General features: G+C 68.5%; 14 protein-coding genes. All 14 read left to right on the top strand.

Going from position 1 to position 13,346, the window contains the following annotated elements; genetic code table 11:
- The first annotated feature begins 21 nt into the window (after nucleotides 1–21).
- Entirely contained in the window at nucleotides 22–429 is a 408-nt protein-coding gene (gene flgB, locus VES41_RS19935; protein WP_324820633.1) for a flagellar basal body rod protein FlgB, read from the top strand.
- 19 nt (nucleotides 430–448) lie between these two features.
- Nucleotides 449–865: a flagellar basal body rod protein FlgC gene (gene flgC, locus VES41_RS19930; protein WP_324820631.1), complete on the top strand. Its 417-nt coding sequence runs from the start codon at nucleotides 449–451 to the stop codon at nucleotides 863–865.
- Between the two features lie 22 nt (nucleotides 866–887).
- Nucleotides 888–1,574 (top strand): flagellar hook assembly protein FlgD, encoded by a 687-nt coding sequence (locus VES41_RS19925; protein ID WP_324820629.1) that lies wholly within the window; start codon nucleotides 888–890, stop codon nucleotides 1,572–1,574.
- Between the two features lie 40 nt (nucleotides 1,575–1,614).
- Nucleotides 1,615–2,829, top strand: coding sequence for a flagellar hook protein FlgE (flgE, locus tag VES41_RS19920; RefSeq protein WP_324820627.1), 1,215 nt, complete (start codon nucleotides 1,615–1,617; stop codon nucleotides 2,827–2,829).
- Between the two features lie 49 nt (nucleotides 2,830–2,878).
- Nucleotides 2,879–3,622, top strand: coding sequence for a flagellar basal body rod protein FlgF (locus VES41_RS19915; RefSeq protein WP_324820625.1), 744 nt, complete (start codon nucleotides 2,879–2,881; stop codon nucleotides 3,620–3,622).
- Nucleotides 3,623–3,660: 38 nt separating this feature from the next.
- A complete protein-coding gene (gene flgG / locus VES41_RS19910; protein WP_324820623.1) occupies nucleotides 3,661–4,443 on the top strand; it encodes a flagellar basal-body rod protein FlgG in 783 nt (260 codons plus the stop codon).
- An 83-nt stretch (nucleotides 4,444–4,526) separates the two neighbouring features.
- Complete coding sequence (locus VES41_RS19905) at nucleotides 4,527–5,261, top strand: flagellar basal body L-ring protein FlgH (RefSeq protein ID WP_324820621.1); 735 nt, start codon at nucleotides 4,527–4,529, stop codon at nucleotides 5,259–5,261.
- 205 nt (nucleotides 5,262–5,466) lie between these two features.
- The gene (locus tag VES41_RS19900) at nucleotides 5,467–6,558 is read left to right on the top strand and encodes a flagellar basal body P-ring protein FlgI (protein WP_324820755.1); all 1,092 of its coding nucleotides are present in this window, start codon (nucleotides 5,467–5,469) and stop codon (nucleotides 6,556–6,558) included.
- A 13-nt stretch (nucleotides 6,559–6,571) separates the two neighbouring features.
- A complete protein-coding gene (gene flgJ / locus VES41_RS19895; protein ID WP_324820620.1) occupies nucleotides 6,572–7,558 on the top strand; it encodes a flagellar assembly peptidoglycan hydrolase FlgJ in 987 nt (328 codons plus the stop codon).
- 40 nt (nucleotides 7,559–7,598) lie between these two features.
- On the top strand, nucleotides 7,599–8,117 hold the full coding sequence (locus VES41_RS19890; RefSeq protein WP_324820618.1) for a chemotaxis protein CheW: 519 nt from the start codon (nucleotides 7,599–7,601) through the stop codon (nucleotides 8,115–8,117).
- Between the two features lie 45 nt (nucleotides 8,118–8,162).
- Nucleotides 8,163–9,746: a methyl-accepting chemotaxis protein gene (locus tag VES41_RS19885; protein ID WP_324820615.1), complete on the top strand. Its 1,584-nt coding sequence runs from the start codon at nucleotides 8,163–8,165 to the stop codon at nucleotides 9,744–9,746.
- An 82-nt stretch (nucleotides 9,747–9,828) separates the two neighbouring features.
- Nucleotides 9,829–11,397, top strand: coding sequence for a methyl-accepting chemotaxis protein (locus tag VES41_RS19880; RefSeq protein ID WP_324820613.1), 1,569 nt, complete (start codon nucleotides 9,829–9,831; stop codon nucleotides 11,395–11,397).
- A 65-nt stretch (nucleotides 11,398–11,462) separates the two neighbouring features.
- On the top strand, nucleotides 11,463–11,930 hold the full coding sequence (locus tag VES41_RS19875) for a chemotaxis protein CheW (RefSeq protein WP_324820753.1): 468 nt from the start codon (nucleotides 11,463–11,465) through the stop codon (nucleotides 11,928–11,930).
- Between the two features lie 57 nt (nucleotides 11,931–11,987).
- Nucleotides 11,988–13,346, top strand: a 1,359-nt coding sequence (locus VES41_RS19870; RefSeq protein WP_324820612.1) for a methyl-accepting chemotaxis protein, incomplete at its 3' end; no start/stop codon positions are given.

Genomic DNA, 13,346 nt, shown 5'->3' with positions numbered 1-13,346 from the left:
CATCGCACGAAGGATGGAAACATGATCGACAAGCTGGACGCCGCGCTTCGCTTCAACAGCGAGGCGCTCAACCTCAGGGCCCGGCGCCAGGAGGTGCTGGCCGCCAACATCGCCAACGCCGACACGCCCAACTACAAGGCGCGCGACTTCGACTTCAGCAGCACGCTCAGCCGCGTCGTCGAGGAGGGCCGCGGCGCGCAATCGCTGTCCATGGCCACGACCTCGGCGCGCCATCTCGGCGGCGAGGCCGGTGCGCTGCCCGACGAAGACCTGCTCTACCGCGTGCCGACCCAGTCGAGCATCGACGGCAATACGGTCGACATGAACGTCGAGCGCGTCAACTTCGCGGACAACGCGCTGCGCTACGAATCCAATCTCACCGTCATCGGCGCCAAGATCAAGACGCTGCTGTCGGCGGTGCAGCAATAAGCAGGACGGGAAGCCAGCCATGCCCATCTCCAGTCCCGCGATGAACATCTTCAACGTCGCCGGCTCGGCCATGACGGCCCAGTCGCAGCGCATGAACGTCACCGCCAGCAACCTGGCCAATGCCGACAGCGTCGCCGGCCCGGACGGCCAGCCCTACCGCGCCAAGCAGGTGGTGTTCGAGCTCGACCCGTCGGCGCAGCAGGACATCGGCGGCGTGCAGGTCGCGCGCGTCATCGACGACCCGTCGCCGCCGCGCATGCAGTACGACCCCAAGAACCCGCTGGCCGACGCCGACGGCTACGTCGCCATGCCCAACGTCAACGTGGTCGAGGAGATGACCAACATGATCTCCGCCTCGCGCAGCTACCAGGCCAACGTCGAGGTGCTCAACACCGCCAAGACGCTGATGCTCAAGACGCTGACGGTCGGCCAGTAAGCAGCCCCAACACAACAATCCCATGGCCATCGCCGATACCTCTTCCATCTCCGGCGCCAACGCCGCGTCCGCCGCCGCCAGCGCCACCAGCGTCTCGAGCAGCGACAACGAGCAGCGCTTCCTGACCCTGCTGGTGACCCAGCTGAACAACCAGGATCCGCTCAACCCGATGGAGAACGCGGAGCTGACGTCGCAGCTGGCGCAGATGAGCACCGTCAGCGGCATCGAGAAGCTCAACAGCACGCTGTCGGGCCTGGTCAACCAGACCGGCTCGAACCAGGTGCTGCAGGCTGCATCGCTCATTGGCTACAACGTGCTGTCGCCCGGCAACACGATCACCACGCAGACCCCCGCCGATGGCGAGGACCCTGCCGTGCAGGCCTTCGCGGTGCAACTGCCGGGCACGGCATCGGACGTGCAGGTCAAGATCGTCGACGCCAGCGGCAAGACGGTGCGCACCATCGACGCCGGAACGCTCGGCGAAGGCATCAATGCCGTCACCTGGGACGGCAAGGACGAGCTCGGCCAGGCCGTGCCGGCCGGTGCCTACAGCTTCACCGTCGCGGCCACCAACGGCAGCGCGCCGGTGCAGGCCACCTCGCTGACCTTCGCCCAGGTGGCGGCGGTCAAGCAGGGCGACAGCGGCGTGACGCTCGAGCTGGTGTCGGGCCAGAGCATCAGCCTGTCCGACGTGCGCATGTACCTGTGAGCGGTCTCCCTCCCCCAAGCATCTCCAGCAAGGAATCCCCATGAGCTTTTCGCAAGGCATCAGCGGCCTCAACGTGGCCGCCTCCAATCTCGACGTCATCGGCAACAACATCGCCAACTCCGGCACCGTGGGCTTCAAGTCGTCCACCGCCACCTTCCAGGACATCTACGCCGGCTCGCGCATCGGCCTGGGTGCCTCGGTCTCGGGCGTGGTGCAGAACTTCACCCAGGGCGTGACGCAGACCAGCAGCCGCCCGCTCGACGTGGCCATCCTCAACGGCGACGGCTTCTTCCGCCTGGCCAGCGCCAGCGGCGAAGTCATGTACTCGCGCAACGGCCAGTTCACCAAGGACAAGGACGGCTACATCGTCAACAGTTCCGGCCTGCGCCTGACCGGCTACGGCGTGAACGCCAGCGGTGGCATCAACGGCGGCACGCCCGAGGCGATCCAGATCCAGACCGGCTCCATGCAGCCGAACGCGACCACCGCGATCGACACCGAGTTCAACCTCGACGCGCGCAGCACCGTCCCGACCAAGACCCCGTTCGACGCGGCCGATTCGGACACGTACAGCTACTCCAACGCCGTCGGCCCGGTGTACGACTCGCTGGGCAACCCGCACGACATGGTCGTGTACTTCGTCAAGACGGCCGACAACGCCTGGGACGTGTACGGCACCGCCGACGGCACGCCGCTGGCCGCCGGCGCCAGCCTGTCGGGCCTGACCTTCGACGCCAACGGCAACCTCACCGCACCGGCCAACGGCGCGATCACGCTGCCGAACATGAACTTCGGCAACGGCTCGGCGCCGGCCGACATCACCGTCGACATGAGCGGCACCACGCAGTTCGGCTCGGCCAACGGCATGAGCAAGCTCAGCCAGGACGGCTACGCCTCCGGCGAGCTGACCTCGTTCTCGATCAACCCCGACGGCACCGTCACCGGCAAATTCTCCAACGAGCAGACGCGCCTGCTGGGCCAGGTGGTGCTGTCGTCGTTCGCCAACCCGAACGGGCTCGAGCCCAAGGGCGACAACATGTGGGCCGAAACCCAGGCCTCGGGCGCGGCCCTGACCGGCACGCCGGGCGAGGGCACCAAGCTCGGCTCGCTCGCTTCCGGCGCGCTGGAGTCTTCCAACGTCGACCTCACGTCCGAACTGGTCAACCTGATCGTCGCGCAGCGCAACTACCAGGCCAACGCGCAGACCGTGAAGACGCAGGACCAGGTCATGCAGACGCTGATGAACATCCGCTGACGCGGATTCCCCAGGCCGTCATTCCGACAACACACCCCAGGAGAGCGCAATGGACCGCATGCTGTACGTCGCCATGAGCGGCGCCAAGCAGGCCATGGAGCAGCAGGCCTCGGTCGCCAACAACATGGCGAACGCCTCGACCCCGGGCTTCCGGGCCCAGATCGACGCCTTCCGGGCGGTGCCGGTGGTCGGCGACGAGCCCACCACCCGCGCCTTCGTCGTGGCCACCACGCCGGGCGCGGATTTCTCGCACGGCCCGCTGACCGACACCGGGCGCGAGCTCGACGTGGCGGTCAACGGCGACGGCTGGCTGGTCGTGCGCACGCCCGACGGCGGCGAGGCCTACACCCGCGTGGGCAACCTGCAGGTCGGCCCCGACGGGCAGGTCACGACGATGGGCGGCCGCCCGGTGGTGGGCGATGCCGGTGGGCTGGTGATACCGCCCGGCTCCACCGTCACGGTCGCATCCGACGGCACCATCGCCGCGCGCGGCCCCGGCGATCCGGCCACCGGCGTGGGCGAGGTCGGCCGGCTCAAGCTCGTCAACCCCGACACGCGCGACCTGGTGCGCGGAGACGACGGCCTGTTCCGCATGCGCGACGGCCTGCCGCCGGCCGAGGCCGATCCCGCGGTCACCGTCGCTGCCGGCGTCATCGAGGGCAGCAACGTCAATTCGGTCGAGGCCATGGTCGCAATGATCGCCAGCGGACGCAGCTTCGAGATGCAGATGAAGTCGATCCAGACCGCCAACGAAGACGCGCAGGCCGCCAACCGGCTGCTTGCCTACGGCTGAGCCGCGCGGCCCAGCCATTCCTCATCAGGAGCCTTGCAATGATCCGTTCCCTTTATGTCGCCAAGACCGGCCTCGAAGCGCAGCAGACGCAGCTGGACGTGGTGGCCAACAACCTCGCCAACGTCGGCACCACCGGCTTCAAGAAAAGCCGTGCCGTGTTCGAGGACCTCATGTACCAGAACCTGCGCCAGGTCGGCGGCCAGACCTCCGACCAGACGCGCCTGCCCTCGGGGCTGCAGGTCGGCACCGGCGTGCGCGTCGTGGCCACCGAGCGCATGCACGCGCAGGGCAACATGACCAAGACCGACAACCCGAAGGACGTCGCCATCAACGGCGCGGGCTTCTTCCAGGTGCAGATGCCCGACGGCACCACCTCGTACACGCGCGACGGCTCCTTCCAGACCGACAGCGAGGGCCAGCTGGTGACCGCCAGCGGCTTCCTGATCGAGCCGGCCATCACCATCCCGCAGAACACCACCAGCCTGACCATCGGCCGCGACGGCATCGTCTCGGTGACCCAGGCCGGCAGCACCGCGACCATCCAGGTCGGCCAGCTGCAGCTGGCGACCTTCCTCAACCCCGCCGGCCTGCAGAGCCAGGGCGAGAACCTCTACACCGAGACCGACTCCTCCGGCCCGCCGAACCTGGTCAACCCCGGGGTGGATGGCGCCGGCATCGTGAGCCAGGGCTACACCGAGGCGTCCAACGTCAACGTGGTCGAGGAGCTGGTGAACATGATCACCACGCAGCGCGCCTACGAGATCAACAGCAAGGCGGTGCAGACCTCGGACCAGATGCTGCAGCGGCTGGCGCAGCTATGACCTCCCCCAAGGGCTGGTTGCACACCCCCAGTCTCCGCGCACTTCGTGTCGCTTCGCCAACCCCCTCGCCGGGGGCAACACCAATGGCCCGGCAAAGCCGGTTCCATGGTGTTCGCGAAGGGGCTTCGCTGGCGCTCGCCTTTGGCTTGAGGCGGGTGGGGGTACTGGCGGTGGCGGGGGTGCTGGGCGGCTGCGCGCTGGTGCCGAAGGAGCCGCTGGTGCACCAGCCGATGACGGCGCGGGCCGATCCGTATGCGCCGCCGGCGTCGCGGCTGACGAACGGTTCCATCTTCGTCGGGGGCGGGCAGGGCATCGCCTTGTTCGAGGACCGGCGGCCGCGCAGCGTCGGCGACATCCTGACCATCGTCATCAGCGAGAAGATCAACGCCAGCAAGAACTCCGGCGCCAACGCGACCCGCACCTCCAGCACCGGCGCGGCGTTCGAGCTGGTGCCCAAGGTGCTCGGCGGGCTGCTCAAGGACCAGGACGCCAAGCTCTCGGGCAGCAGCGCACTCAACGCCAAGGGCGGCGCCAGCGCGGCCAACAACTTCAACGGCGTGATCACGGTGACCGTGACCGACGTGCTGCCCAACGGCAACCTGCTGGTCAGCGGCGAGAAGCAGATGGGCATCAACCAGGGCACCGAGTTCATCCGCTTCTCGGGCGTGGTCAACCCGCGCACCGTCACCGGCAACAACACGGTGCTGTCGACCCAGGTGGCCGACGCGCGCATCGAATACACCGCCAAGGGCTACATCGACGAGTCGCAGCAGATGGGATGGCTGCAGCGGTTCTTCCTCAACGTCATGCCATATTGATATGAACCCCCAGTCTTCGCGCGCTGTCGCGCGCTTCGCCGACCCCCTTGCAGGGGGCAATGCCTGCGGCCCGGCAAAGCCGGTTCCGCGGCATTTCCCGAACGGCTCGTTGCACTCGCGCCTGCTGCGCTCCGGGCGTGGGGTTCATCGCTCGCTGCGCATCGGGCGGCGGTTTGGTGGGTGGTGGGTGTGGCTGGTGCAGGCCATGCTTGTCGCGGCCTGCCTGTTTGCGCTGTCCACGCGGGCGGCGCATGCCGAGCGGCTCAAGGAGCTGGCGACGATCCAGGGGGTGCGGGACAACCAGTTGATCGGCTACGGGCTGATGGTGGGGCTGGACGGCACCGGCGACCAGACCATGCAGACGCCGTTCACCACGCAGAGCCTGAGCAACATGCTGCAGCAGCTGGGCGTGACGATCCCGGAAGGCGTGCGGATGCAGCTCAAGAACGTGGCGGCCGTGATGGTCACCGCCTCGCTGCCGGCGTTCGCGCGGCCGGGGCAGACGATCGACGTCACCGTCTCGTCGATGGGCAACGCCAAGAGCCTGCGCGGCGGCACGCTGCTGATGACGCCGCTCAAGGGCGCCGACGGCCAGGTCTACGCGATCGCGCAGGGCAACATGGTGGTCGGCGGCGCAGGCGCCTCGGCCAACGGCAGCAAGGTGCAGGTCAACCAGCTCAGCTCGGGGCGCATTCCGGCCGGCGCGCTGGTCGAGCGCGCGGTGGCCACCGACTTCGCCTCCCAGGACGGCGCGGTGATGGTCGAGATGCAGCGCTCGGACTTCGGCAACGTGCAACGCGCGGTGGACGCCATCAACCGCCAGTTCGGCCCCGGCTCGGCCGTGCCGGTGGACGCGCGCGCGCTGCGCGTGTTCGCGCCGGCCTCGCCCAACGAGCGCGTCGGCTTCCTCGCGCGCCTGGAGGCGCTGGAGATGACGCCGACGCAGGAGGCCGCGCGCGTGGTGATCAACGCACGCACCGGCTCGGTGGTCATGAACCAGGCGGTGCGGGTGGAGAACTGCGCGGTCGCGCACGGCAACCTGTCGGTGGTCATCAACACCGAGCCCGTGGTGAGCCAGCCCGAGGCCTTCTCGGGCGGGCGCACGGTGGCGGCGCGGACCTCGCAGATCTCCGTCGACCAGGGCGGCGGCGCGCTGCAGATGGTGCGCGGCGGCGCCTCGCTGGCCGACGTGGTCAAGGGCCTGAACAGCCTGGGCGCCAATCCGCAGGACCTGGTGTCCATCCTGCAGGCCATGAAGACCGCCGGCGCGCTGCACGCCGAGCTCGAGATCATCTAGCAGGCGCGAACCCATGACCAGCGCGACGCTTTCCTCCCGGGCCGCCGCCGACGCGCGCACTGGCGCGCTGGACCAGCGCTTCGCGCTCGACGTGCAGGGCGTCGACGCGCTGCGCCGCACCGTGCACGCCTCTCCGCAGGAAGGGCTGCGCCAGGTGTCGCGCCAGTTCGAGGCCATGTTCATGAACATGGTCATCAAGAGCATGCGCGAGGCGGTGCCGCAAAGCGGCCTGTTCGACAGCCAGAGCCAGCGCATCTACACCTCGATGCTCGACCAGCAGCTGGCGCAGAACCTGTCGGGCCGCGGCGTCGGCCTGGCCGAGGCGATGCTGGTCCAGCTGCAGCGCCAGGTTTCGTCCGGCGCGACTGACATGGACGTCGATCCGGCACCGGCCACGGCCTACGTGCCCTCCGCGCGCGACGCGCTGGCGTCGCCGTCGGCCGGCGTGCCGCGCAGCGCTGCGCCGTCGCGCATGGCCCGCGTCGACCTGAGCGTCTACCAGGCCAATGCCGACCGCGAAGAGTCGTCGGCCGCCACCGCATCGCTGCAGAACCACGTCGACCGCTTCGTCCAGCGCATGGGCGCCTCGGCCGAGGCGGCGAGCAACGCCACCGGCGTGCCGGCGCCGCTGATCCTGGCACAGGCCGCCCTCGAGTCGGGCTGGGGCAAGCGCGAGATCCGCGGCGACGACGGCACGCAAAGCCACAACCTGTTCGGCATCAAGGCCGACAAGAGCTGGCGCGGGCCGAGCGTCGAGGTCTGGACCACCGAATACGTCGACGGCGAGCCGCAGCGAGTGCGCGCGAAGTTCCGCGCCTACGGCTCGTACGAAGAAGCCTTTACCGACTACGCGCGCTTTCTCACGCGCAACCCGCGCTACGCCGGCGTGCTGGACACCGACGACGCGGCCGAGGCCGCGCACGGCCTGCAACGCGCCGGCTACGCGACCGACCCGCAGTACGGCCGCAAGCTCGTGCAGATCATGCGGCAGCTCGGTTGAACGTCTCGCATTCCCTCCCACCCTCCCAGGAAACCTCCCCATGTCAGACATCGCGACCTTGCGATCCCGCGCCGCGCCTGCGGCATCGACCTCCACGTCCGGCGCGGGCCGGCTGGAGGTGGTCAGCTTCACCCTCGGCGACGAGGAATACGGCATCGACATCCAGAAGGTGCAGGAACTGCGCGGCTATGACGCGGTCACCCGCATCGCCAACGCGCCCGACTACATCAAGGGTGTCGTCAACCTGCGCGGAACCATCGTGCCGATCATCGACATGCGCATCAAGTTCGGCCTGGGCGAACCCACCTACGACCAGTTCACCGTGGTGCTGGTGCTCAACGTCGCCGGCCGGGTGCTGGGCATGGTGGTCGACAGCGTGTCCGACGTGATCACGCTCGCCGCCGAGCAGATCAAGCCGCCGCCGCAGATGGGCTCGGTGCTCGACACCGACTACCTCATCGGCCTGGGTGTCCTCGAAGGCCGAATGCTGATCCTGGTCGACATCGACCGGCTAATGTCCGGCGAGGAACTGGTCCGGATCGAAACGCTTGCCGCCTGAGGCGCCACCACACGCCGACGCATACAGCGATCACAGGAGACAAGCATGAAGGAATGGAAGATCCGCACCCGGCTGGGTGCCGGGTTCGCACTGGTCCTGGCCCTGGTGGCGGCCATTGCCGCGGTGGGCATATGGCGCCTGCAGCACGTGGGCGAGGCCACGCACGACATGGCGCAGCTCGAACTCGAGAAGGAGCGGCTTGCCGCGACCTGGCTGCTCAACACCAGCAACAACAGCATCCGCACGTTCGCGCTGCTCAAGAGCAACGACCCGGACGTGCAGGACTACCTGCAGAAGGCGATGACGCGCACCAGCGCCGCCATCAGCGAAACCCAGAAGAAGCTCGAAGGCATGCTCAGCGAGCCTCAGGAGCTGGCGCTGCTCGAAGAGATCAAGGCCAGGCGTGCGGCATACGTCGGCCTGCGCACCCAGATCCTCAAGCTCAAGGCCGACGGGCAGCTCGACGAAGCCGCGCGGCTGGGCAAGGAAAAGCTGATCGGCACGCTCGACAGCTACGACGCGAGCATCCGCGCGATGTCGGAACACCTGCGCGCACGCATCGACGCCACGGCGGCGGAGATCGACGGGCAATACCGGGCCGGGCGGACGCAGCTGATGGTGATCGCGGCGCTGGCGCTGGCCGTGGGCGCCGTGCTGTCGTGGCTGCTCACGCGCAGCATCGTGCAGCCGATCGACGAGGCGCTGCTCATTGCCGAGACCGTGGCGGCAGGCGACCTGAGCCAGGAGTTCTCCACCGACCGCGGCGGCGACTTCGGCCGCCTGCTGCGCGGCATGGGCGACATGGAGGACATGCTGACCGACATGGTCGGCCGCATCCGTGCCTCGGCCGACGCGATCGTGCTGGCATCGGGCGAGATCGCCTCGGGCAACCAGGACCTGTCGTCGCGCACGGAAGAGCAGGCCAGCTCGCTGCAGCAGACCGCCGCCTCGATGGAGCAGCTGACGAGCACCGTCAAGCAGAACGCCGACAACGCGCGCCAGGCCAACCAGCTGGCGGCTTCGGCGTCCGAAGTGGCGGTGCGCGGCGGCAGCGTGGTCGGGCAGGTGGTCGACACCATGGGCTCGATCAACGCCAGCTCGCGCAAGATCATGGACATCATCGGCGTGATCGACGGCATTGCGTTCCAGACCAACATCCTGGCGCTCAACGCGGCGGTGGAAGCCGCCCGCGCCGGCGAACAGGGCCGCGGCTTCGCGGTGGTGGCCTCGGAAGTGCGCAGCCTGGCGCAGCGCTCGGCCTCGGCGGCCAAGGAGATCAAGCAGCTGATCGACGACTCGGTCGGCAAGGTGCACGCCGGCAGCCAGCTGGTCGCGACCGCAGGGCGGACCATGGAAGAGATCGTCGAGAGCGTCAAGCGTGTGACCGACATCATGGGCGAGATCGCCTCGGCCAGCCAGGAGCAGACCTCGGGCATCGAGCAGATCAACCAGGCCATCACGCAGATGGACCAGGTCACGCAACAGAACGCCGCGCTGGTGGAAGAGGCCGCGGCGGCCGCCGCCTCGCTGCAGGAGCAGGCCGGCGGCCTGTCGCAGGCGGTGGGCACTTTCCGCCTCGAACGCGCGGAGGAGCAGGCCGCCGCCGAGGAGGCCTCAACTTTCGCCTAGGGATGCCGATAACGGTTCAGGGCACGGCATCGGGCCGGCCTGCAACCCGTGAGAAGGACCCGCGAGAGAGCGCGCAACACACATGCGAGTCAACCTACCGATCACCGACAAGGAATACCCGCTGCCCGTGGACGCGGCGCTCGTCTCGCGCACCGACCTCAAGGGCCGGATCACCTATGTCAACCCGGCCTTCGTCGAGGCCAGCGGATTCGAACGCGAGGAACTGATGGGCAAGGCCCACAACATCGTGCGCCACCCCGACATGCCGGAACAGGCATTCGCAGACATGTGGCAGACACTCGGCCAGGGCCTGCCCTGGACCGGCGTGGTGAAGAACCGCCGCAAGAACGGCGACTTCTACTGGGTCCTGGCCAACGTGACGCCGATCCGCCGTGGCGGCGCCAGCGTCGGCTACATGTCGGTGCGCAGCCGTCCGGAGCAGGCCGAAACGGCCTATGCCGAGGCGCTGTACCGGCGCATGCGCGAAGGCCGCTCCGGCGGCGCCCGCCTGCGCCAGGGCGAAGTCGTGCGTCCGGCCTGGGCCGACCCGCTGGCCGCCGTGCGGCGCATTCCGGTGCGCCAGCGCGTGCGCGCCGTCACGGGCGGCGCCGTGGCGCTGACCCTCGGACTGGCCGCGGTGGCGTGGGCGCGCGCCGGCGGCGCGGCCGGCCTGTCGCCGCTGCTGCTGTCCGGTCTGGCGATCAACGTGCTGGCATGGGCCGCCCTGGGCCTGTTCCTCGACCGCACGGTGTTCCGTCCGCTCGACCGCGCCCTGCAGGTGGCGCGCGGAATCGCGGGCGGCCAGCTCGCGCGCTTCCAGGTGCGCGCCGGCGACGAGACGGGCGACCTGTTGCGTGCGCTCAACCAGATGAGCGCCAACCTGTGCGGCGTGGTGGCCGACGTGGGCATCGGCGTCAACGGCGTGCTGGGGACGTCGGGGCAGATCGCCGGCGGCACGCAGGACCTGTCATCGCGCACCGGCGCGCAGGCCAGCTCGCTGGAGCAGACGGCCGCATCCATGGAGCTGCTGACCGGCACGGTCAGGCAGAACGCCGACAACGCGCATCAGGCCGACGCGCTGGCCGGCGCGGCGTCGGACGTGGCGCTGCGCGGCGGAAGCGTGGTCGGGCAGATGGTCGACACCATGAAGGCCATCGAGGCGTCGTCGCGGCGCATCGGCGACATCATCGGCGTGATCGACGGCATCGCGTTCCAGACCAACATCCTGGCGCTCAACGCGGCGGTGGAAGCCGCGCGCGCCGGCGATCAGGGGCGCGGCTTCGCCGTCGTCGCCAGCCAGGTGCGCGAGCTGGCGCAGCGATCCGCCTCCGCCGCCAAGGAGATCAAGGGGCTGATCGACGACTCGGTCGGCAAGGTCGGCGCCGGCGCGGCGCTGGTCGGCGAAGCCGGCCGCACCATGAACGAGATCGTGGGCAGCGTGCGGCGCGTCACCGACATCATGAGCCAGATCACCACCGCCAGCCAGGAGCAGAGCGCGGGGATCGACCAGATCAACCAGGCCATCGCGCAGATGGACCAGGTCACCCAGCAGAACGCCGCGCTGGTCGAGCAGACCAGCGCGGCAACCCATGCGCTCCAGGCGCAGGCCCAAGGCCTGGCCGGCGCAGTCAGCGTCTTCAGGCCGCAGTAACTCAACCAGGGAAGGAAGGACATATGCAGATCGCGAGCACAGACACCATTCAACCGCGCGCCGGCATGCCGCCCGGCGCGGACGGACGCCAGGAGTTCCTCTCGTTCACGCTCGGCGAGGAGGAATACGGCATCGACATCCAGAAGGTGCAGGAGCTGCGCGGCTACGAAGCCGTCACGCGCATCGCCAACGCACCGCCCTTCATCAAGGGCGTGGTGAACCTGCGCGGAATCATCGTGCCGATCATCGACATGCGCATCAAGCTGTCGCTGGGCACGCCCACGTATGACCAGTTCACCGTGGTGATCGTGCTCAACATCGCCGGCCGCGTGGTCGGCATGGTGGTCGACAGCGTCTCCGACGTGATCACCCTGGCACCCGAGCAGATCCGCCCGGCCCCGGCGATGGGCGCGGCACTGGACACCGACTACCTCGTCGGGCTGGGCACGCAGGGCGAGCGCATGCTCATCCTGGTGGACATCGAGCGCCTGATGTCCAGCGAGGAAATGGGTCTGGTGGAAGCAACGGCCTGAGAGCCGGCACACCGAAGATCGTTCGAAAAGCCAACAAGACGAAATCAGGGAGATTTCATGAGATTCATTGCCAAAACCCGTATCCGGACACGCCTGGCCATCGCCTTCGGTCTCGTCCTGATGTTGCTGGTCGGCGTGGCCTGCCTTTCGCTGCACGCCATGAGCGACATCCAGGCCAACATCGTCAAGATCGTCGAAGAGAGCAACGCCAAGGTGGGCTATGCCAACCAGATGTCGTCGGACATCCGCACCATGGCCATCCTCGACGGCTACCTGATCCTGTTGTCGGATCCCGTGGAGATGCAGGACTACGTCAAGCGCATCCAGGACTCCAGGGACAGCTTCCGCAAGGCAAGGGAGAAGCTGGGCAACCTCGTCGCCTCGCCCGAGGGCCGGGCGCTGCTGGCCAAGATCGACCAGACGATGGCCGCCTGCCTGGCGCTGAACGAAGAACTCATCAAGATCGCGCTGGAAGACCTCAACCAGCAGGCGACGCAGTTCTCGCTCACCAAATTCCGGCCGGCGCTGCGCGCGGCCATCTATGCGGTGCGCGACCTGGTCGAGCATGAGACGCGCAGTGCCGCCGCAGTGCAGGCCGAGTCCGCCCACAGCTACGCGCGGGCGCGCAACCTGGTGATGCTGCTGTCCGCCCTGGCCGCGTTGCTGGCCGCGGCGATCGGCTGGCTGATCAGCCGCTCGATCACCAGCCCGATCCGCAACGCGGTCGTCGTGGCCCAGCAGGTGGCGTCCGGCGATCTGTCGGCCCGCATCGACGTCCAGGGGCAGGACGAGACCAGCCAGCTCATGCATGCCCTGCGCGAGATGAATGACAGCCTGTCGAAGGTGGTGAGCGAGGTGCGCTCTGGCACCGACACCATCGCCACCGCGTCCAACCAGATCGCCAGCGGCAACCAGGACCTGTCGTCGCGCACCGAAGAGCAGGCCAGCTCGCTCGAGCAGACCGCCGCTTCCATGGAAGAGCTGACCAGCACCGTCAAGCAGAACGCCGACAACGCGCGCCAGGCCAACCAACTGGCCGTGTCCGCATCGGAAGTGGCGGTGCGCGGCGGCGACGTGGTGGGCCAGGTGGTGGACACCATGGGCTCGATCAACACGTCGTCGCGCAAGGTGATGGACATCATCGGCGTGATCGACGGCATCGCGTTCCAGACCAACATCCTGGCGCTCAATGCGGCGGTGGAAGCCGCGCGTGCGGGCGAACAGGGCCGCGGCTTCGCGGTGGTGGCCTCGGAGGTTCGCAGCCTGGCGCAGCGCTCGGCCGCGGCGGCCAAGGAGATCAAGCAATTGATCGACGACTCGGTCGGCAAGGTCGAGGAGGGCAGCCGCCAGGTGGCGGAGGCCGGCCGGACCATGGAAGAGATCGTCGAGAGCGTCAGGCGCGTGACCGACATCATG

The organism is Variovorax sp., from assembly GCF_035634955.1.
Classification (GTDB): Bacteria; Pseudomonadota; Gammaproteobacteria; order Burkholderiales; family Burkholderiaceae_C; genus Variovorax.
Note: the sequence above shows the minus strand (reverse complement) of the source record. Positions and strands in the feature narration are given on the sequence as shown.

What these genes read in the sequence shown, in the direction of transcription:
- flgB (WP_324820633.1), top strand. Translation starts at nt 22, where the DNA reads ATGATCGACAAGCTGGACGCCGCGCTTCGCTTCAACAGCGAGGCGCTC.
- flgC (WP_324820631.1), top strand. Translation starts at nt 449, where the DNA reads ATGCCCATCTCCAGTCCCGCGATGAACATCTTCAACGTCGCCGGCTCG.
- VES41_RS19925 (WP_324820629.1), top strand. Translation starts at nt 888, where the DNA reads ATGGCCATCGCCGATACCTCTTCCATCTCCGGCGCCAACGCCGCGTCC.
- flgE (WP_324820627.1), top strand. Translation starts at nt 1,615, where the DNA reads ATGAGCTTTTCGCAAGGCATCAGCGGCCTCAACGTGGCCGCCTCCAAT.
- VES41_RS19915 (WP_324820625.1), top strand. Translation starts at nt 2,879, where the DNA reads ATGGACCGCATGCTGTACGTCGCCATGAGCGGCGCCAAGCAGGCCATG.
- flgG (WP_324820623.1), top strand. Translation starts at nt 3,661, where the DNA reads ATGATCCGTTCCCTTTATGTCGCCAAGACCGGCCTCGAAGCGCAGCAG.
- VES41_RS19905 (WP_324820621.1), top strand. Translation starts at nt 4,527, where the DNA reads ATGGCCCGGCAAAGCCGGTTCCATGGTGTTCGCGAAGGGGCTTCGCTG.
- VES41_RS19900 (WP_324820755.1), top strand. Translation starts at nt 5,467, where the DNA reads ATGCTTGTCGCGGCCTGCCTGTTTGCGCTGTCCACGCGGGCGGCGCAT.
- flgJ (WP_324820620.1), top strand. Translation starts at nt 6,572, where the DNA reads ATGACCAGCGCGACGCTTTCCTCCCGGGCCGCCGCCGACGCGCGCACT.
- VES41_RS19890 (WP_324820618.1), top strand. Translation starts at nt 7,599, where the DNA reads ATGTCAGACATCGCGACCTTGCGATCCCGCGCCGCGCCTGCGGCATCG.
- VES41_RS19885 (WP_324820615.1), top strand. Translation starts at nt 8,163, where the DNA reads ATGAAGGAATGGAAGATCCGCACCCGGCTGGGTGCCGGGTTCGCACTG.
- VES41_RS19880 (WP_324820613.1), top strand. Translation starts at nt 9,829, where the DNA reads ATGCGAGTCAACCTACCGATCACCGACAAGGAATACCCGCTGCCCGTG.
- VES41_RS19875 (WP_324820753.1), top strand. Translation starts at nt 11,463, where the DNA reads ATGCCGCCCGGCGCGGACGGACGCCAGGAGTTCCTCTCGTTCACGCTC.